Below are 17,602 nucleotides of genomic sequence, written 5' to 3' on the forward strand. Positions count from 1 at the left end.
TGTCGGCCTCGGCTGCGACGCGCAGGTCGTCGCGGCGAAGTAGCGCCGACGCTGGCCGAGACCGGCGGCACCCGGGCATCCGCGGTCGGCGACGGCCGGTACGCGCACTCGACCCGGGTTCACGCCCGATCCGCGAGACGGTGCGGGCGAGACCGGTGGCACGGTCGAGTCCAGCCGCGACGGCGCGGACTGCACGGCATGACGACACCATCCCCGACCAGCGCCTGACGCTCCCCGGCACCATCGCGCTGCAGCTCGAGGTCAGCGGCGCCAGCGGCTCCGGCGTCATGGTCGCCGGTCCGGGCAAGGTGCTGTGCGACGACGTCGAAGGTGCCCGGGCGCTCGACGCCCAGGTGGCCGACATCTTCCGGCTCGGCGAAGACGCGGTCGATGTCGGCCATCCCGGTCAGGCGGCGACGTACCGGTTGGCGATCAGCGAGGCCAACCGAGCGGACGACGCGCAGGCATCACTTCACGGGTGACGCCTGCGCCCGCGAGACGCGCCCGCCCCGTTCCGACGAGAACGTGAAGACGTAGCGCATCCGGATCGGCACCGGATCGACGCGCACGTCCGGACCATCACAGCGCGGATCCGAATCGGGATCGATCCCGTCGGGAAAGGTGCAGACGGCGGCGCCGAAGTAACGCCAGCGTTCGAGTGCGGCGCGAACCGCGCGTTCGAACGACGCGACAGCAGCCGAACCGGGCTCCGCGCAAGCCGACGATTCGCGATCGAACGCGATGTCTTCGACCTCGCCTTCAGTGGTGACGACGAACGTCGTGCACAGGTGCAGAACGCCGTCCAACTGCGCGCGCTGCGAAAAGACGGGATCGGGGTCCTCGATCGGCACCGCCATCATGAAGCGCTGGTGCGTCCCGATGACATGCGTCTGTGCCGATGGCGGCAGCACCAGCGCGCGTTCGACACGCTGCATGCGGTGTGCACAGCCGATGGCGAGTGTCATCGCGATGACGACGGCGAGTGCGGGGAATCCCGAGCTTGCGGGTGTGCGCATGGCGTGTCCTTGCGACTCCGTGTGGGCGTCGCTGACCGCGGGCTGCCTCGTCGTCCGTTTCGGAGCGCCTTCAGCGTCTGCAGCGCGGCAGCATGTTCGGCAGCGCCTCAGTCCGCGGGTACAGTCCGTTCGCGCGCCCAGCTGCGCAGGCCCTCGACCTGCTCGCGCATCATCACCGACAGCGGGCGGGTGTCCTGCAGCGCCTCGCGCAGCATCGGTTGCGCCAGCGGCACACCGCCAGCATGCGCGGCATAGAGCGCGGCGACGATGGCCTGCTCGATCTCCGCGCCGGAAAACCCGGCCGCATCCGCTGCGAGCACCGGCAGGTCGAAGGCCTCCACCGCGAAGCCGCGCCGTGCCAGGTGCACCGCGAAGACATGCGCGCGGGTGTCCGCGTCCGGCAGGTCGACGAAGAAGATCTCGTCGAAACGGCCCTTGCGCAGCAGCTCCGGCGGCAGGTCGTGGACCTGGTTGGCGGTGGCCACCAGAAACACCTTGGACTTGCGCTCGGCCATCCAGGTCAGCAGAAACCCGAGCACGCGTCTCGAGACGCCGCCGTCGCTGTCGCCGCTGGACGCCAGGCCCTTCTCGATCTCGTCGATCCACAGCACGACCGGCGCGAGCTGCTCGGTGGAGGCGATCGCCTCGCGCAGGTTGCGCTCGGTTTCGCCGTGGTACTTGTCGTAGAGCGTGCCGAAATCCAGGCGCACCAGCGGCACGCCGAAGCCGCCGGCGATGGCTTTCGCCAGCAGCGACTTGCCGCAGCCCTGCACGCCGAGCAGCAGCACACCCTTGGGCGGATCGAGACCCGGCGGGGCGTCGCCTTCGACGAACACGCGACGCCGCTGTTCGACCCAGCGCTTGAGCCGGCGCGCACCGGCGACATCGGCGAAGCCGGCCGTGTCGTACTCGTAATGCAGATGTCCGCTCTTGTTGAGCAGCTCGAACTTGAGCCTGGCCAGTGCGGGCAGGTCGTTGTGGCCCAGCGCCCCGTCGACATGGATCAGCTGGCGCGTGATCCGTCGCGCATCGCCCAGCGACAGACCCTGCAGGTTGCGCACGATCTGGCGCACCGCGTCCGCATCGGCTTCGACCCGCCGCCCGCCGTGCTCCTGCTGGTAGGCCACGGCTTCCTCGCGCACCAGCTTGAGCAGCGCGTCGGCGTCGGGCAGGCGCGGGCGGAGGCGCACCGCCATCGTTTCCAGATCCGCCGGCAGTTCCACGGTGTGACCCACTAGGACGATGACGTGCGGCAGGCAGTTGCGGCGCTGCACGAGGTCGCGCAGCTGGCGCTGTGTGCCGGCGTAGCCCAGGTAGGGATGGAAATCGAGCAGCAGATAGATGCCGCGCTGCTCGGCCTCGCGGATCGCGGCCAGGGTATTGCTCGCATCGGGCGCGGTGTCGGTCTCCGATTCGCCGTCGAGATCGAGCCGGCGCAGGCCCTCGGTGATCGTCCAGCGGTAGAGCGCCCGCCAGACCTGCTGCAGAGACTGCCGGAACAGCTCGACCGCGCGCGGCTCGTCGGGCGTCTCCACGACGATCAACGGCGTGTTGGCCCGGATCAGCGCGGCCAGGTCCTGCAGTTCGCTCATGGGGTGCGGTGATGACGGCGGAAGAGCGGCGATGGTAGCGGGCCGGGGCCTGCGCCGTAACGCGCGCGACGCGGTCGCGGCGTCCACGCCAGCGGTGTACGCTCGGGCGCTGGTGGATTGCGGAGGCTGCGATGAAGACCGTGCTGGTGGCCAGTTCCAAGGGCGGGGTCGGCAAGACGACGATCGCGACCCATCTCGCCGCGCAGGCCGCCCTGGGCGGCGAGCCTACGGTGCTGGTCGACGCCGACCCGCAGCAGTCGTCCACGCGCTGGGCCGAACGTCGGGCCGGTCTGGAAAGCGCGGTGCTGCCGATCGACGGCAGCGTCCGCCACCGCAAGGTGCTCGCGGCGATTCCCGACGGCACACGTCGTGTGGTCGTCGACGCCGCGGCGGGCGCCATGGCCGACGATCTTGACGCCTATCTCGAGCAGGCCGATGCGGTGGTGGTGCCGGTACTGCCGTCGGCCCTCGACATCGACGCCACCGTAGGCTTCCTCAACTCCCTCGCCAAACACCCGGCCGTGCGCCGCGGCCAGACCCGCGTGGGCCTGGTCGCCAACCGCATGCGGCCCTGGACCAACGCCTCGCAGCAGGCCCTGGCGCTGCTGGAACAATGGCCCTATCCGGTGGTCGCCCAGCTGCGCGACAGCCAGGCCTACGTGATGCTGGTCGGACTGGGGCGCAGCCTGTTCGACTACCATTCGGCCCAGGTTCGCGACCACCAGGCCGACTGGGCGCCGCTGCTGAAATGGCTGAAGAAGTGACCGAGTCCGCCCCGCCCAGTCCCCGACAAGAGCACCTTGGCCCATGCGCGAACTGATCCTGCTCCGCCACGCCCATGCCGACCCCGCCGTGCCCGGCCAGGCCGACATCGATCGCCCCCTGTCGGCCGAGGGCCTGGCCGAAGCCGAGGCCGCCGGCCGCTGGCTGCGCGAGAACGGCCTGATTCCCGACTGCGTGCTGTGTTCGCCGGCGCGCCGCACCCGCGAGACGCTGGAGGCGGTGCTGGGCATCATCGGCTACGTCGACCAGCGCCTGGAGCCGGGCATCTACGAGGCGACCTCCGGCACGCTGGCCGCGCTCGCCGACGAGCACGCGGAGGTCGGTCGCCTGCTGATGGTCGGCCACAACCCCGGGCTCGAACGTCTCGCCGCGCTGCTCCACAGCGGCCAGACGGGGGAATACCGCGGCATGCCGCCGGGGGGCATCGCCGTGCTCGACCTGCGCGACGCGGCCCAGATCGAGCCCGGCGCAGCCGAACTGTCGGCGTTCTGGTGGCCCTAGCGCGCACAGCCGGGCCCGTGTCGATCGCTTCCTGCCGCTCCGTCGCCGGTGTCGCGGCGAGGCACTGGCGCCGCCGTGCCCGGCACGTGCTCGGCGTGGCGCTGGGTCTGTGCCTGTCGGGCGCGCTGGGCCAGGCCGCGGCCCAGCCCGGGCCGCCCGAGCGGACGCTCGATACCGCACGCTCGAAGATCGGCTTCAGCCTGCGCACGCGCTGGGGCCAGCAGCTCGAGGGCCGGTTTCCCGAATGGTCGGGGACGATCGTCACCCTGCCGGGCGGTGATCACCAGGTCCGCCTGGTGCTGGTGACGGGCGGGGTCGAGATCGAGGAAAGCCGCAGCTACACGCGGATCACCCGGGGCCCCGGCTTCTTCGACGTCGAGCGCCATCCCGAGGCGCGTTTCGTGTCCGATCCCTATCCGGTGGCCCTGTTGCGCGACGGTGGCGAGATGACCGGGGTGCTCAGCATCCGTGGCGTGCGCCAGCGCGAGTCCTTCCGCATCGCGCCCGCCGGCTGCGCACGGCCGGCAGTGGACTGCGACGTCACGGGCGAAGGTGACATCCGACGCAGCCGCTACGCGATGGACCGCTGGGGCTACGCACTGTCGGACCAGGTCCGCTTCACGCTGCGGATCCGGGCATCGGGGCCCGATTGATGCGCGGGTGGCGACGTTCGATCGTGCTGGCGCTCGCGCTGGCCACGACCGCCTGCACCACGCTCTCGCCCGCGCGGCGCGACGCGGCGGCGCATATCGCGGTCGCCGCGCGCGAGACCGCCGTGGTCTGCGAACGTGCCGACGCCTGCGCGACCCCGTCGCCGCTGCGCGCGCTGGGCATCGACGCGCTGGCGCGCAGCACGCCCGAGTCTCCGCGCCACCACGCGGTCCTGCTCGAGTACGGCCAGGACGCGCTGCTCGCGCGGCTGGACCTGATCCGCGGCGCCCAGCGCACGATCGATCTGCAGACCTACATCTTCGACGAGGACGACGCCGGACATCTGGTGCTCGAGGAACTGCTGGCCGCCGCGCGGCGCGGCGTCCAGGTGCGCCTGCTCATCGACCAGCTCTCGGCGATGCGCACCGTCGAAACCCTGTCGGCGCTGGCGGGCAGTCACACCAATTTCGAGTTGCGCATCTACAACCCCGTCCTCGGCCGCGCGCGGATCAGCTATCCGCGCTACGTGATCGCGGCCGCGTGCTGCTGGCGCCGGCTCAACCAGCGCATGCACAGCAAGTCGCTGGTCGTCGACGGCCTGGTCGGCATCACCGGCGGGCGGAACTACCAGGACAGCTATTTCGACTGGAGCGACAGCTTCAATTTCCGCGACCGCGACGTGCTGGTGGCCGGTCCCGTGGTCGCGGCGATGGCCGAGAACTTCCTCGCGTTCTGGCATGCGCCGCTGAGCACCCCGGCCGAGCAGCTCACCGACGTCGGCCGACAGCTGCTGCGCGCGGGGGTGCCCGAGGTGTCGTTCCGCGACTACGCGCGACCCGGACGGGTCGAGGCGATCTCGGCAGACGCTGCCGACACCGCCCTGGTCGAGCGCCGCCTGGCCGCCGCCGCCATCGAGGTGGGGCCGGTGGAGTTCATCGGCGACCTGCCGGCCAAGCATCGGCGCGACCGCGAAGCCGCGCAGGCGGCCATCACCGCGACGCCGCGGTTGCGCGCGCTGATCGAGTCGGCCGACGACGAAGTGTTGCTGCAGACGCCCTACCTCGTGCTGTCACGGCCGGCCGAACAGACCTTCGCCGGCCTGCGCGACCGGCCCGCACCGCCGCGGGTCGTGGTCTCGACCAACAGCCTGGCCGCCACCGACTCCTTCATCACCTACGCCCTGTCGTACAAGTACAAGCGCCGCCACCTGCGCGACCTCGGGTTCCAGATCTACGAGTACAAACCGTTTCCGGAGAACGCACCGATCGATCTCGACGCGACCGGCGCCGTCGGCATCTCGTGGAACGCCGACGGCAGCGTCGATCTCGACGCCCCTCGCGCCACACGCGCGGGCCGTGGGGGCGAGGCCGCGGAAGCCGAAGCGCGCAGCCCGCTGCCCTCGCCGCTGACCCGCGAGTACGCCGCGCTGCGCTATGCGGGCATCGGGGTGAACCGGCGCGTACCGCTCAACCGCGCCGGCGTGCGCATGGGCCTGCACGCCAAATCCCTGGTGATCGACGAACGTGTCGGCGTCGTGGGGACCCACAACTTCGACCCGCGCGGGGACAATCTCAACACCGAGAACGCGATCGTCATCGAGCATCCAGCCTTCGCGCGCACGCTCGCAGCGAGCATCCGCCGCGACATCTCGCCGGCCAATGCCTGGACTATCGCGCCGCGCGACCGGCCGGCCGTGCTTCCGGGCGTGGACTATTCGATGGCCAAGGTGTCCGAGCGTCTGCCGCTGTTCGATCTGTGGCCGACGCGCTACGCCACCAGCTACGAGTTCCAGCCCGGACCGGACTGTCCCGAGCCGCTGCCGCCTGACGCGCCGGGGTTCCGCGAGTGCTACGCGCCGGTGGGCGATTTTCCCGAGGTCAGCCTGGGATTCCGCAGCGTGCTGACCCGCATCTTCACCGCGTTCGGCGCGGGGCTCGTGCCGATCCTCTAGGCCACGCGCGTCGTCGTCGCCCGGGTCCGGCGCGGATCGCCGCGTCCGGGACACGGCGCAGGCGACGGGACACATGACCCCGCAACCGCAGGCCGATCGCCCGCGCGGCCTCCAGCTGCTGACGCATGCGACGGACCCGATCCCGCGCGACCGCCTCCCCACCCGCGCGAGCGGATGCTCCACGTCGTCGGCAAGCGGGTGCGCGAAGCTTCGTTTCCGGGGCCCGGCGCGTCGGGTGCGCCCATCGGGACGCCAGGCGACATGGGCCGGCCGTGCGCGACCAGCCACCGCCCCGCACCGCTCAACCGGGCGACGGCGTCTCGTCGTCGAGCGTTTCGCCCAGCAGCGCCTGCGCGTCCGGGGCCGGCAGGGACTCCACCCCGCGCAGCTGGCGTTCGATCGCACGGGTGCGCACGCCTGCGGATTTCAGGCTGTTCTGCACGGTGTCGAGCTGGCCGGTGGCCTTTTCGAGCACGGTGGCGAACTTGCCGAACTCGGTCTTCACCGCACCCAGCACCTGCCAGACCTCACTCGAGCGCTTCTCGATGGCCAGCGTGCGGAATCCCATCTGCAGACTGTTGAGCAGCGCGGTGATCGTGGTCGGACCGGCGACCACGATGCGGTGCTCGCGTTGCAGCAGATCGATCAGGCCGGCGCGGCGGATGACCTCCGCATACAGGCCTTCGGTCGGCAGGAACATCACCGCGAAGTCGGTGGTGTGCGGCGGGCACACGTACTTCTCGCAGATCGACCTGGCCTGGACGCGGATCGCCCGTTCGAGCTGCGCGGTGGTGCTGCGCACGGCCTCGACATCGCCCTGCTCCTGGGCGTCGAGCAGGCGCTCGTAGTCCTCGCGGGGAAATTTGGCGTCGACCGGCAGCCAGACCACGCTGCCGTCGTCGGCGCGGCCGGGCAGGCGGATCGCGAAGTCCACGGCCTCGCCGCTGTCGGGCTTGACCCGCACGCTGCGCGCGTACTGCTCGGACGTGAGGGTCTGCTCGAGGATATTGTCCAGCTGCACCTCGCCCCATCCGCCCCGGTTCTTGACATTGCTCAGCACGCGCTTGAGATCGCCCACGCCGGTGGCCAGCTGCTGCATTTCGCCGAGCCCGCGCTGCACCTGTTCGAGACGCTCGGAGACGAGCTTGAAGGACGCGCCGAGGCGGGCCTCCAGCGTGGACTGGAGTTTCTCGTCCACGGTCTCGCGCATCTGTTCGAGCTTGGCCGCATTGTCGGTCTGCAGCCGCTGCAGCTGCTGCTCGAGCGTCGCGCGCATCTCGCCGATGCGCTGCTCGTTGCGCTGGGTCAGTTCGGTCAGGCGCGCACCCAGCGCATCGGCGAAGCGCTGCTGCTGGTCCGCACCTTCCATGCGCGCCTTGCGCGCGTCCTCGCCCAATGCGGCACGCAACACGTCGAGGCGCTCGTCGGTGGTGCGGGTGAAGCTGTCGAGCCGCTGGTCCGTGCGCAGCGTGAATTCGTCCAGACGCTGGTCGGTGCGCGCCGCCACGCTCTGCAGCTGGGCGCCGAAGGCATCGGTGCGCTGCGCCTGCGCCAGGGCGAAGGCATCGAGCTGCGCACGCAGTTCGCCGCGGCCCTCGCGCTGTTCGTCGCGCAACGCACGCTCGAGCACGTCGCCGCCGTGGTCGGTGCGCCGCAGTACGAGGACGACGAGCAGCCCGGTCGCGACGGCCGACAGCAACAGGATCAGGGCGAGCAGGACGAGCGTGGTGTTCATCCGGTGATTCTAGCGGGCGCCGTCTCAGCGGCTGCGCCTGATGCGAAACTCGAACGGCGGATCGAACCCGGGGCGCCTGCGATGCAACGCATCGGCCCGGTCGACCGGGTGAGACAGCGGTGCATCCGGGCGATGACGGCGACGGGTCGCGGACTGGGGCTGGTCGGAGCGGGCGTACCCGGCACGATCCATCCCTTCGCCACCGATGCGTGGCGCCCGCGCCGGGCGTATCGGTGTCGTGGTGGCGGTCTGCCCGTCCGCGGCATCGGCCTGCCGGTGCCGATGAACCCATCGCGCCGCGCACAAACTGACCCGCGCCCCTCCACTGGAGACTCCGATGTCCGATCTGCCCGTATTGCCCGCACTCGCGCCCGGCCGCTACCGCCACTACAAGGGCCGCGATTACGACGTCATCGGCGTGGCGCGGCACAGCGAGACGCTGGAACCGGTGGTGGTCTACCGGCCGCTGTACGGCGAGGGCGCGCTGTGGGTGCGGCCCTATGCGATGTTCGTCGAGACCGTCGACGTCGATGGCGTGGAGGTGCTGCGCTTCGCACCGGTCTCCGCGTCCACGGCGCGCATGTAATGCACGGCACGCCGTCGATCACGCTGCGCCAGGTCGCCGTGACCGTGTCCGACGTCGATACCGCGCTCGGCTTCTATCGGGACGTGCTCGGTCTGACGTTCCTGTTCCGTGCCGGGCCCGGACTCGCATTTCTCGACGCCGCCGGCGTCCGCGTGATGCTGAGCACGCCGCAGGGCGCGGATGAACCCGGGCGCAACTCGGTGCTGTACTTCGGCGTGCGCGACATCGTCGCCACGTTCGAGGCGTGCGTGACCCGCGGTGCGACCGCGGAACGCGCCCCCGCACTCGCTGCACAGATGCCCGACCACGCGCTGTGGATCGGTTTCCTGCGTGATCCCGATGGCAACCTGGTCGGGTTGATGGAAGAGGTGGGCGGGGAGGCGAGCGACGCCGGTTGAGCTCACCCGGCCGGCGTGCAATATTCGCGCGCAGGCCAGGGAGAGGTTGGACGATGCGGAGCATTCTGTTGCGCGGCGCCGCGCTCGCGGTTTCCTTCACTCTGCTGGCGGCTTGCCGCAGCGAACCGCGGCAGTCTGCGCCGCCGGCAACGTTGCCTGCTGTCCCGCAATCGACGGCCCCGCGCGTCGATTCCGGCACGTTCGCCGGCGCGCCCTGGCGTTTCGAGATTCCCACCGACTGGAATGGCGAACTTGTCGTGCTGCTGCACGGCTATGAGCCACGCGGCGTGCCGCGTGCCGACCCGTGGCCGGCGAACGAGGCGACGCCGCTGTTCCTCGCGCGCGGCTATGCGGTGGCCGAAAGCGGCTATGCATCCCAAGGCTGGGCAGTCGTCGAGGCGATCGCGGACAACGAGCGCCTCCGGGCATATGTCGTGAACCGTCACGCACCGCGACGCACGTGGCTGGTCGGCTTCTCGATGGGCGGGCAGATCGCGGTCGCGAGCCTGGAGCGGCACGGTGCGTCCTACGACGGCGCCCTGTCGCTGTGCGGCGCGAACGTACCGGCCACGCAGGTATTTGAAGACGCGCTGCGCTCGCTGGTGGCGTTCGATTATTTCTTCCCCGACGCGGGCCTTCCCGGCGCCGGCCTGTCCGATCCCAAGGCGGCACCGCTCGACGACCTGCCGGCCGACCAGATCGCATTGATGCAGACCGTCGGCACGGCGCTGGCGACCAACCCCGCGGCCGCGGCTACGCTGGCACAGGCACTGGAGGTATCTACCGACGGTCTGGTCGGCGCACTCAGCCTGCACGCACTGCTGCTGCGCGAGATGACCGTGCGCGCAGGCGGTCTGCCGGTCGACAATCGCGAGACCGTCTACAGCGGGTTCGGTGACGATGCAGCGTTCAACGCCGGCGTGCGCCGGTATCCCGCGGATGCGCAGGCCGCGTCGTACCTCGCAGGTGTTGCAGATCTGCGCGGGACGATCGGCAAGCCGCTCGTCCTGCGCTACAACAGCGACGACCCGACGATCCCGCCGCGTTATCACGGCGTCTACCCCGCGCTGGCCGCCGAAGCTGGCCGTGCAGACCGGATTACCGTCATGCCGCCTGCAGGTGAGGGGCACTGCGCGTTCGCCCCGGAACAGATGCTCGAAGCGTTCGACCTGCTGGTCCGGACTGCGGGCTGAGCGCAGACGGGGAAGCGCGCGCTTCCTGGCCGCGATCGATCAGTTCGCCACCGATGTTCGGTCTGTTCACTCGTGGCGTCGGCCTGCTGGCGACGATGACCGACCACGCTGCAGACCGCCTTCCTGCGCGTTCCGGAAGGCAGTCTGGTCGGACTGATGGAAGACATACGCGGGCATGCGCCGTGGGTCGGACCACCGCGCCCGCCCTGCCAGCGCACGATGCGCGCTGGCAGGACGTCGACATCAGAAATCCCAGCGCGCCGACAGCGTCAGCGGCACCGAGAAGCGGCTGCCGGTGTCGTTGATCGACGCCAAGCCGAGGCCACCGATCGCGCTGTCGTCGTCCTTGAGGTCGCCGATGTAGCGCACGCCGCTGGCCAGGGTCACGCTGAAGCGCTCGCTCACCGGCATGAGCACGCCCACGTCCAACCCACCGGTGGGGACCCAGCCCGACGCGTAGAAGGGGGCGTCGGCGATGGTGATGCCTGCATCCGGAATCGAGAACGTCGCGCGGATCTCGTCGACGCGCACGGCGCCGGCGCGCGCGCCGACGAAGGGGCGTGCGTAGCCGGGCGTGCCGAAGTAGTAGCGGTAGCCGAGCTCGGCCGAAAGCGCCATGTAGTCGCCGAACGTGCCGAAGACCGGGAGCTCGGTGGCCAGCGCGGGCACGAAGGCCCCGCCCACCTGCACCGTGCCTTCGTCGGCCTCGGTCCGGCGCACCTGACCGAACAGCTCGGAGCGGTCGTCGAACGCATAGGCGAACTCCACGCCCACCGTGCCGGCCACGTCGTAGATGCGATCGTGGCCGCGGTCCCCGATGCGAAGCTCGGCGTTGATGCCGGTCAGCGCGGGGTTGAGCGGGCCGAGGTCGGGCACGGCGGCGATCGCGCCGTCGTGCACGTCGCCGCTGAGCGGGACGTCGATGCCGCCGACCAGCGACATCGAGAAACGGCCCGCCTCGGGGCCGGCGGCATGTGCGGTGGAGGCGGCGGCAAGGGCGACAACGGGGACGATCAGCCATGTACGCATCGGGGACTCTCCGGACAGGGAACGAAAAGGGGGATGGCCGCGTCGTTCGTCGGCGGCGGTGTCCTGTACGCGCCCCGGGCCGGTTCGGATCCCGGGCGTGCCGGGGATCCATCCCGCCCCGCGGCACGTAGAGATGTCCATCAGCGCCCCCGCGGCCGCCTCACGTCACTCTCACCACTGCCATGACTAGCCTGCCGCGCCTGTCTCCCTCTTTCCCTCAAAAGGTCACGCCCTTGCGCGAGACTGTGCGAATGCCATCCACGGGCGAGCCGCAGCGCGATCTCAAATACTGGTCCGAGCAGATGGCGCACGTCGCCGCGCGCGAGGACCAGGAGAGCTTCCTGCGCATCTACGACCATTTCGCGCCGCGTCTGCACCGCTACCTGCTGGGCCTGGGCGCGCCGTCGTCCAAGGCCGAGGATCTGGTGCAGGACGCGATGCTGCGGGCGTGGCGCGGCGCGAAACAGTTCGACGCGTCGCGGGCCAGCCTGGCGACGTGGCTGTTCCGCATCACGCGCAACCTCTACATCGACAGCGTGCGCCGCAAGGCCACCGTGGCCTACGGCGACGGGCTGCCGGAGGAATTCGAGTCGGGTCTGGAGATGGACGCGCCCGATGCCAGTGCGCCCGAGAGCTACGCCGACCAGGTGCGTCTGGGCCGCGCGATCGAAGCCCTGCCCGCGACCCAGGCGCGGCTGGTGCGCATGTCGTTTCTCGAGGCGCGCAGCCACAGCGAGATCGCGAGCGAGCTCGGCATGCCCCTGGGTTCGGTGAAATCGACCCTGCGCCGGGCATTCGCCCGGCTGCGCAACCGGCTGCTGGAGGCCGACGCATGAGGCCGCTGCAGCACCATCCCGATCCGACCACCCTGCTGGGCTACGCGGCCGGCGCCATTCCGACCGCGTTCGCGGTGGTGGTCGCAGCCCATCTCGAGGTCTGCCCGACCTGCCGCGCCGCGGTGCGCGATGCCGAGCACACCGGCGCGCGCCTGGTCGAACAGCAGGAAGGCGCGCCGCTGTCGGCCGGCGCCCGCGAGGCCCTGCGGGCCCGGCTCGGGATCGAAGCGATGCTGCCGCGACCGGCGCATCGTGACGTGGCGCCGGTGCGTGACCCGGATCTGCTGCCGGCCTCGCTGCAGCCGTTCTTCGGCGCGCGTTACAGCACGCTGCGCTGGCGCCGCGTGGTGCCGGGCGTGCACTACCTCCGGGCCGAGGCGCCCGGCGACGGCGGCGGCCTGATGCTGCTGCGCACGGCGCCGGGGCAGGGCATTCCGATGCACAGCCATGCCGGGCACGAAGTCACGATGATCCTGCGCGGCGCCTACGAGGATGCGCTGGGCCGGTTCGGTGCCGGCGACGTCGCCGATCTCGACGAGGACGTGGAGCACCAGCCGGTGACGACCGCCGGCGAGGCCTGCATCTGCGTGGCTGCCACGGAAGCGCCGATGCGTTTCCACGGCTGGATGGCGCGCGCGCTGCAGTCCGTCCTGCGCCTCTGAGGGCGGCGGCCGTCAGGCCGCTGCGGGCACCGGCGCGTCGGATGCGATGATGCCGGCCTCGCGCAGGTCGGCCCAGAAGGCAGCCGGGATCGCCACCGACATCGAGGCGATGTTTTCGCGCACCTGGGCCGCGTTGCGCGCGCCCGGCACGATCGCCGAGACCACGGCCGGCGCATTGGCGAACTGCAGCGCGGCGGTGCGCAGGTCGATGCCGTGCGCCGCGGCGATGCGCTGCGCGGTGGTGCGCTTCTCGTTCGCGTCCGACGGCACCGGCTGCGCGCCGTAGAGATAGCGGTCGCGTCCGGCGAGGAACCCCGCCAGCAGGGGCGAGCCCACGATCACCGAGATGTCGCGTGCGGCGAGCTTTGGGAACGTCTCGTCGAGCGCGCGCTGATGGTCGAGCAGGGCGTACTGGCAGGCCAGCAGGAAGATGTCCGGATCCGCCACCTCGATCGCGCGCAGCGCCGGCTCGGGTGTGTTGACGCCCATGCCCCAGGCCTTGATCAGGCCTTCCTCGCGCATCCTGGTCAGCTCGGGGAAGGCGCCGGTGCGCGCCTGCTCGAAATACTCGACCCAGCGTTCGCCCATGTCGCCGTTGTCGGGGGACAGGTCGTGCACCAGCACGATGTCCAGGGAATCGATGCCGAGACGCTGCAGACTGTCCTCGACCGACCGGCGGGTGCCGGCGGCGCTGTAGTCGTAGCGGTAGTCGAACGGCGGCGGATCCTTCCAGCTGACCTCCGGCGGCTGCGTGGTCGCACTCAGCAACCGGCCGACCTTGCTGGAGATCACGTAATCGCCCCGCGGCTTCCGGCCCAGCACCTGCCCCAGGCGGCGCTCCGAGCGGCCGAGGCCGTACCAGGGCGAGGTGTCGAAGAGCCGCATGCCGCCGTCCCACGCCGCTTCGATCGTCGCCGCGGCGTCCTCCTCGCTGACCACGGCCCAGTTGTTGCCGATCGGCGCGCAGCCCAGGCCGACGCGCGCGTACGGGCGATAGCGCCGCCCGCCGGGTGGATTGGTCGGCAGGGCGGTCCGCCGGACGGTGCCACGCGTGGGCAACACATCGCCCGGCGTGGTCTGGGCCCCGACGATCACCGGGGCGGCGGCGAGCGCGGCCGCGCCGAGCGCAGCAGTGGACAGGAAGCGGCGGCGTGTGGCCATGGCGGTCTCCGGAACGTGGGTGCACGGCGGACGCGGAAAGCGTGGGGCCGGTGCCGGTGGGCACCACCGTGCCAGCGTCGCCGCGTGCAGGCCGTGAACCGCTCGCGCCGCGTCAGCGCAGCCGCACCCCGAGCTCGCGGTTCGTCGTGGCGGCATTGCCCGCGGCATCGAGCGCGGTGATGCGCACGCGGTAGTTGCCCGGCGGCAGCGCATCCACGGCCCACACGCCGGTGCCGATGTGCCCGTCGCGCACGGTGTTGGTGACCACGTAGCGGAACCGCGTGCGCGCCGCGCCGTGGACCGTGATTCCGCTGTCGCCGGCATAGGCCACACGCACCGCCTCGCGATGGGGCGGCATGCGGTCGAAATCGAGGGTCATGCGCGGCACCTCGAACCCGGCCAGCGGCGTGCCGTCGTCGTGAAGGATCTGCCAGCCGAGTGCGTGCAGGCCGAGCCGACGCCTCGGCAGGTTGCCGTCGACCTGGTCCCAGGCCTCCACCACGATCTGCACGCCGCCGACGTCGCGCGGCACCACGACGCGCCCGTCCTCGCGGGTCGTGAGCGGTACGTCCAGCGGATCGCGCAGCTCGACTGCATCGATCCGCGGCGCCACCCGGTCCACGAAATTGGCGAAGCCCAGGCCCACCGCGTTGCGCTGGTAGCCCGACGGCCCGACGATGAGGTGCACGTGCGCCTGCGGATTGATCGTACCGACGACGTCCCCCGCCGCGAGCCGTGTGCCGCGTGCGATGCGCACACGTGCCGGTCGGCCGGCGTTGTCCCGCAACAGCGTGAACCGGGGGTCCAGTGCACGGCCCTGCGCACTGCGGCCGACGCGGATGTGCATGTAGGTCAGCGCGTCGATCGCGACGTTCTCGGCCTGGTCGCCGAAACGGCCCGCGGCCAGGGGGCTCGTGACCTTTGCGTCGGCGATCGCCAACACCGGCGTGCCGACGTCGGCGCGGACGTCGAAGCCGTCGTGCAGATGGCTGCGGCTCTCGCCGCTGAAGTTGCCGCGCACCTCGCCCATCGTGCCGACGACCTCGTGCCAGCCGTCCTGGGGCGCCAGCGGCCAGCGGCCGCGGGTGTCGGGAAGCGGTGCATCGGGCGCCGGCCCGACGGCCGCGTCTCGCAGGTTCTGCTTCATGCCGGCGCGGTGGACGTGGGCGATGCGGTGGACGCGGTGCGCAGCGGCGTCGGTGAGCCACAGTGCGCCACGGGCGTCCAGCGCCATGCCGGCAGGACGCGCCAGGCGCTGGGCCATGTCGCGGCCGGTGAACACGTGCAGACGGCCGTCCGGCGCGCGCTGGAGCACGCGCCCACGGGCCAGTTCGCCGATGTAGAGGGTGCCGTCGCCGGCCACGGCCAGGGCCAGTGGCGCGCGCGGCGTGTCGTCCGGATCGCCGGGCTGCAGCAGCGGCGTCGACACCCCGTGGACATCCAGCAGGCGCACCGCGCCGTTGCCGGTGTCGGCGATCCACAGGCGTCCCGCGCGATTCGTCGCCAGGCCGGTCGGCGTGTCGAAGCGCGCTTCGCCGCCGGGGCCGTCGACGAAGCCCGGCCTGTCGCCACCGGCCAGCGTGGTCACCCGGCCGTCGCGGATCGCACGGATGCGGTCGTTGTGGCTGTCGGCGACGAACACCGTGCCGTCGGTCCCGACGGCGATGCCGATCGGGGCGTGGAAGCGGGCCAGATGCGCGGGCCCGTCGACGAAGCCCGCCACGCCGTCGCCGGCGAGCGTGCTCACCTCGCCCTGGGGCGTGATCCGGCGGATCGCATGGTTGCCGGTATCGGCGACGTAGAGCACGCCGTGGGTGTCGATCGCCAGGCCGGAGGGGGTGTGCAGGCGGGCGGCCACGCCGCTGCCGTCGACGAACCCCTCGCCGCCGCCGGCCAGGGTGTCGACGCGGCCGTCGGGCCGGAGGCGGCGGATCCGATTGCCGTCGCCGCCCTCGGCCACGTAGACGATGCCGCCCGCGTCGACCGCCAGGCCGAAGGGATCGTCGAAGCGGGCGCGATCGACCGGCCCGTCCACGCTGCCGCGGATGCCGTCACCGGCGATGCGGTCGATACGGGCGGGCTGGGCGAACGGGGACGGTGGTTCCCGCGCCGGGGGTGCAGGCGCGGGCCAGCGCAGCAGCACGGTCGCCGCCAGGGCCAGCAGCACCAGTGCCGCGACCGCCTGGAAGGCTGGCCGCGCACCGGGTCGCCACGCACGCGCCATCGACGCGGGTCAGTCCAGCACGCGGCAGAACACCGCCTTGAGATAGCGCGACTCGGGCACGCTGGCCAGAAACGGATGGTCGGCGCCGGCGCCGGCGACGCGCAGCACCTGGATCGTCCGGCCGGAATAGAACGAAGCCCGGCGCAGCATGTCGAGGAACTGGTCCTCGCTCACGAGGCCCGTGCACGAGAACGTCGCGAACAGCCCGCCGGGCTTCACCACGCCCAGCGCCAGACGGTTCATGTCGAGGTACTTCTTCAGTGCCGGAATCACCTGGTCGCGGTCGCGGGTCATCTTGGCCGGGTCCAGCACCACGACGTCGTAGCGCTCGCCCGCGTTCGCGGTGTCGCGCAGCCACGGGAAGATGTCGGCCTGCACGAAGCGCACGCGCGCGTCGTTGAGCCGCGCGTTGGCCTTGGCGATCTCGATCACGTCGGCATCGATGTCCACGCCGACCACTTCGGCCGCACCGCGCGCCGCGGCATAGACGCCGAAGCCGCCGGTGTTGCAGCACAGGTCCAGCACGCGCTTGCCGGCGACCTGACGGCTCAGCCATTCGCGGTTCTCGCGCTGGTCGGCGAAGAATCCGGTCTTGTGCGCGCCGGCCGGATCGGCGCGGAAGCGCACACCGTGCTCGGTGATGATCGCCGGGTCGGCCGGCACGCTGCCGCGGAAATCGAAGCTCTCCTGCTTCTGCACGTGCTCGTCGGCGAAGCTGTGGAAGCGGCAGCCGGGGAACTGCTCGCGCAGCGCCTCGAAGATCCATTCGCGGTGGCGGAACGCGCCGGCGCTGAAGAACTCGACCACCAGCAGATCCGCGTAGCGGTCCACCACCAGGCCGCTGATGCCGTCGCCTTCGCTGTGCACCACGCGCCAGGCGTCCGACACCGTGTCCAGGCCCAGCACGTCGCGGCGCAGCGACACGGCTGCGGCGATCTTGCGCGAGAACCAGCCCGCGTCGACCGGCACTGCGGGATCGGTCTCGAGGATGCGCACGGCGATGCGCGAGTGGCCGTTGTAGAAGCCGCGACCGATCCAGTCGCCCTCGACGCCGAGCACGTCGACGATGCTGCCGGGTTTCGGGCGCTGCGCCGGCTTCTCCACCAGGCGCTGGAAGATCCACGGATGGCTGGAACGCCAGGCGTTCTTCAGGTGTACGGTCGGGTGGGGTGCGTTCATCGCGGCAGTTTACCCGGCCACTTGATCGGGCCGGGCGACCTGCGCACAATCCGCCCCCGAAGGGGAGTAGCTCCCGACGTGCCGGCCGTCATTTCGAGCAGCGAT

Annotated in this window: 17 protein-coding genes; 10 read left to right on the plus strand and 7 right to left on the minus strand. The window is 71.2% G+C overall.

Features of this window, described 5'->3' with window-relative positions; genetic code table 11:
• The first annotated feature begins 155 nt into the window (after positions 1-155).
• Positions 156-482: a hypothetical protein gene (locus H0E82_RS01330; RefSeq protein WP_180543172.1), complete on the plus strand. Its 327-nt coding sequence runs from the start codon at positions 156-158 to the stop codon at positions 480-482.
• On the opposite strand, the gene H0E82_RS01335 is transcribed toward H0E82_RS01330, so the two are convergent.
• Positions 468-857, minus strand: coding sequence for an energy transducer TonB (locus H0E82_RS01335; RefSeq protein WP_180543173.1), 390 nt, complete (start codon positions 855-857; stop codon positions 468-470). The two genes, H0E82_RS01330 and H0E82_RS01335, sit on opposite strands and share 15 nt — an antisense overlap.
• Positions 858-1,123: 266 nt before the next feature.
• The gene (locus tag H0E82_RS01340; protein ID WP_180543174.1) at positions 1,124-2,608 is read right to left on the minus strand and encodes an AAA family ATPase; all 1,485 of its coding nucleotides are present in this window, start codon (positions 2,606-2,608) and stop codon (positions 1,124-1,126) included.
• A 131-nt stretch (positions 2,609-2,739) separates the two neighbouring features.
• Between H0E82_RS01340 and H0E82_RS01345 the strand changes: the two genes are divergently transcribed.
• Genes H0E82_RS01345 through H0E82_RS01360 form a run of 4 tightly spaced genes read left to right on the plus strand, consistent with a single transcriptional unit; the run spans position 2,740 to position 6,494 of the window.
• The gene (locus H0E82_RS01345) at positions 2,740-3,372 is read left to right on the plus strand and encodes a ParA family protein (RefSeq protein WP_180543175.1); all 633 of its coding nucleotides are present in this window, start codon (positions 2,740-2,742) and stop codon (positions 3,370-3,372) included.
• Positions 3,373-3,415: 43 nt separating this feature from the next.
• Entirely contained in the window at positions 3,416-3,892 is a 477-nt protein-coding gene (locus H0E82_RS01350; protein ID WP_180543176.1) for a SixA phosphatase family protein, read from the plus strand.
• Positions 3,893-3,909: 17 nt separating this feature from the next.
• Positions 3,910-4,545, plus strand: coding sequence for a YceI family protein (locus H0E82_RS01355; RefSeq protein ID WP_180543177.1), 636 nt, complete (start codon positions 3,910-3,912; stop codon positions 4,543-4,545).
• Positions 4,545-6,494 carry a phospholipase D family protein gene (locus H0E82_RS01360; protein ID WP_180543178.1) on the plus strand — a complete coding sequence of 650 codons (1,950 nt, stop codon included), beginning with the start codon at positions 4,545-4,547 and terminating at the stop codon, positions 6,492-6,494. The genes H0E82_RS01355 and H0E82_RS01360 overlap by 1 nt, the downstream gene beginning before the upstream one ends.
• A gap of 301 nt (positions 6,495-6,795) precedes the next feature.
• On the opposite strand, the gene H0E82_RS01365 is transcribed toward H0E82_RS01360, so the two are convergent.
• On the minus strand, positions 6,796-8,229 hold the full coding sequence (locus H0E82_RS01365) for a DNA recombination protein RmuC (RefSeq protein WP_180543179.1): 1,434 nt from the start codon (positions 8,227-8,229) through the stop codon (positions 6,796-6,798).
• Positions 8,230-8,566: 337 nt separating this feature from the next.
• Between H0E82_RS01365 and H0E82_RS01370 the strand changes: the two genes are divergently transcribed.
• Genes H0E82_RS01370 through H0E82_RS01380 form a run of 3 tightly spaced genes read left to right on the plus strand, consistent with a single transcriptional unit; the run spans position 8,567 to position 10,406 of the window.
• Complete coding sequence (locus H0E82_RS01370; protein ID WP_180543180.1) at positions 8,567-8,815, plus strand: DUF1653 domain-containing protein; 249 nt, start codon at positions 8,567-8,569, stop codon at positions 8,813-8,815.
• Positions 8,815-9,213, plus strand: a complete 399-nt coding sequence (locus H0E82_RS01375; protein ID WP_180543181.1) for a VOC family protein — start codon at positions 8,815-8,817, stop codon at positions 9,211-9,213. Before H0E82_RS01370 ends, H0E82_RS01375 begins: the two co-directional genes overlap by 1 nt.
• Positions 9,214-9,266: 53 nt before the next feature.
• Positions 9,267-10,406 (plus strand): alpha/beta hydrolase family protein, encoded by a 1,140-nt coding sequence (locus H0E82_RS01380; protein ID WP_180543182.1) that lies wholly within the window; start codon positions 9,267-9,269, stop codon positions 10,404-10,406.
• Between the two features lie 243 nt (positions 10,407-10,649).
• Here H0E82_RS01380 and H0E82_RS01385 read toward each other — a convergent pair whose 3' ends face one another.
• Positions 10,650-11,435, minus strand: coding sequence for a hypothetical protein (locus H0E82_RS01385; protein WP_180543183.1), 786 nt, complete (start codon positions 11,433-11,435; stop codon positions 10,650-10,652).
• Positions 11,436-11,686: 251 nt separating this feature from the next.
• Here H0E82_RS01385 and H0E82_RS01390 point away from each other — a divergent pair, with 251 nt between their 5' ends.
• Entirely contained in the window at positions 11,687-12,271 is a 585-nt protein-coding gene (locus H0E82_RS01390; RefSeq protein ID WP_180543184.1) for a sigma-70 family RNA polymerase sigma factor, read from the plus strand.
• Entirely contained in the window at positions 12,268-12,933 is a 666-nt protein-coding gene (locus H0E82_RS01395; protein ID WP_180543185.1) for a ChrR family anti-sigma-E factor, read from the plus strand. Before H0E82_RS01390 ends, H0E82_RS01395 begins: the two co-directional genes overlap by 4 nt.
• A 12-nt stretch (positions 12,934-12,945) precedes the next feature.
• On the opposite strand, the gene H0E82_RS01400 is transcribed toward H0E82_RS01395, so the two are convergent.
• The 3 genes from H0E82_RS01400 to H0E82_RS01410 form a co-directional block, all read right to left on the minus strand.
• Positions 12,946-14,094: an aldo/keto reductase gene (locus H0E82_RS01400; protein ID WP_180543186.1), complete on the minus strand. Its 1,149-nt coding sequence runs from the start codon at positions 14,092-14,094 to the stop codon at positions 12,946-12,948.
• A gap of 112 nt (positions 14,095-14,206) precedes the next feature.
• Positions 14,207-16,318, minus strand: a complete 2,112-nt coding sequence (locus H0E82_RS01405) for an NHL repeat-containing protein (protein ID WP_180543187.1) — start codon at positions 16,316-16,318, stop codon at positions 14,207-14,209.
• A gap of 9 nt (positions 16,319-16,327) precedes the next feature.
• Positions 16,328-17,497, minus strand: a complete 1,170-nt coding sequence (locus H0E82_RS01410) for a class I SAM-dependent rRNA methyltransferase (RefSeq protein ID WP_180543188.1) — start codon at positions 17,495-17,497, stop codon at positions 16,328-16,330.
• Positions 17,498-17,602 lie beyond the last annotated feature (105 nt).

Origin of the sequence: Luteimonas deserti (genome assembly GCF_013425765.1) — a bacterium.
Taxonomy (GTDB): Bacteria; Pseudomonadota; Gammaproteobacteria; order Xanthomonadales; family Xanthomonadaceae; genus Luteimonas; species Luteimonas deserti.

What these genes read in the sequence shown, in the direction of transcription:
- H0E82_RS01340 (WP_180543174.1), bottom strand. Translation starts at nt 2,608, where the DNA reads ATGAGCGAACTGCAGGACCTGGCCGCGCTGATCCGGGCCAACACGCCG.
- H0E82_RS01400 (WP_180543186.1), bottom strand. Translation starts at nt 14,094, where the DNA reads ATGGCCACACGCCGCCGCTTCCTGTCCACTGCTGCGCTCGGCGCGGCC.
- H0E82_RS01350 (WP_180543176.1), top strand. Translation starts at nt 3,416, where the DNA reads ATGCGCGAACTGATCCTGCTCCGCCACGCCCATGCCGACCCCGCCGTG.
- H0E82_RS01365 (WP_180543179.1), bottom strand. Translation starts at nt 8,229, where the DNA reads ATGAACACCACGCTCGTCCTGCTCGCCCTGATCCTGTTGCTGTCGGCC.
- H0E82_RS01390 (WP_180543184.1), top strand. Translation starts at nt 11,687, where the DNA reads ATGCCATCCACGGGCGAGCCGCAGCGCGATCTCAAATACTGGTCCGAG.
- H0E82_RS01345 (WP_180543175.1), top strand. Translation starts at nt 2,740, where the DNA reads ATGAAGACCGTGCTGGTGGCCAGTTCCAAGGGCGGGGTCGGCAAGACG.
- H0E82_RS01395 (WP_180543185.1), top strand. Translation starts at nt 12,268, where the DNA reads ATGAGGCCGCTGCAGCACCATCCCGATCCGACCACCCTGCTGGGCTAC.
- H0E82_RS01405 (WP_180543187.1), bottom strand. Translation starts at nt 16,318, where the DNA reads ATGGCGCGTGCGTGGCGACCCGGTGCGCGGCCAGCCTTCCAGGCGGTC.
- H0E82_RS01385 (WP_180543183.1), bottom strand. Translation starts at nt 11,435, where the DNA reads ATGCGTACATGGCTGATCGTCCCCGTTGTCGCCCTTGCCGCCGCCTCC.
- H0E82_RS01375 (WP_180543181.1), top strand. Translation starts at nt 8,815, where the DNA reads ATGCACGGCACGCCGTCGATCACGCTGCGCCAGGTCGCCGTGACCGTG.
- H0E82_RS01360 (WP_180543178.1), top strand. Translation starts at nt 4,545, where the DNA reads ATGCGCGGGTGGCGACGTTCGATCGTGCTGGCGCTCGCGCTGGCCACG.
- H0E82_RS01370 (WP_180543180.1), top strand. Translation starts at nt 8,567, where the DNA reads ATGTCCGATCTGCCCGTATTGCCCGCACTCGCGCCCGGCCGCTACCGC.
- H0E82_RS01335 (WP_180543173.1), bottom strand. Translation starts at nt 857, where the DNA reads ATGGCGGTGCCGATCGAGGACCCCGATCCCGTCTTTTCGCAGCGCGCG.
- H0E82_RS01380 (WP_180543182.1), top strand. Translation starts at nt 9,267, where the DNA reads ATGCGGAGCATTCTGTTGCGCGGCGCCGCGCTCGCGGTTTCCTTCACT.
- H0E82_RS01410 (WP_180543188.1), bottom strand. Translation starts at nt 17,497, where the DNA reads ATGAACGCACCCCACCCGACCGTACACCTGAAGAACGCCTGGCGTTCC.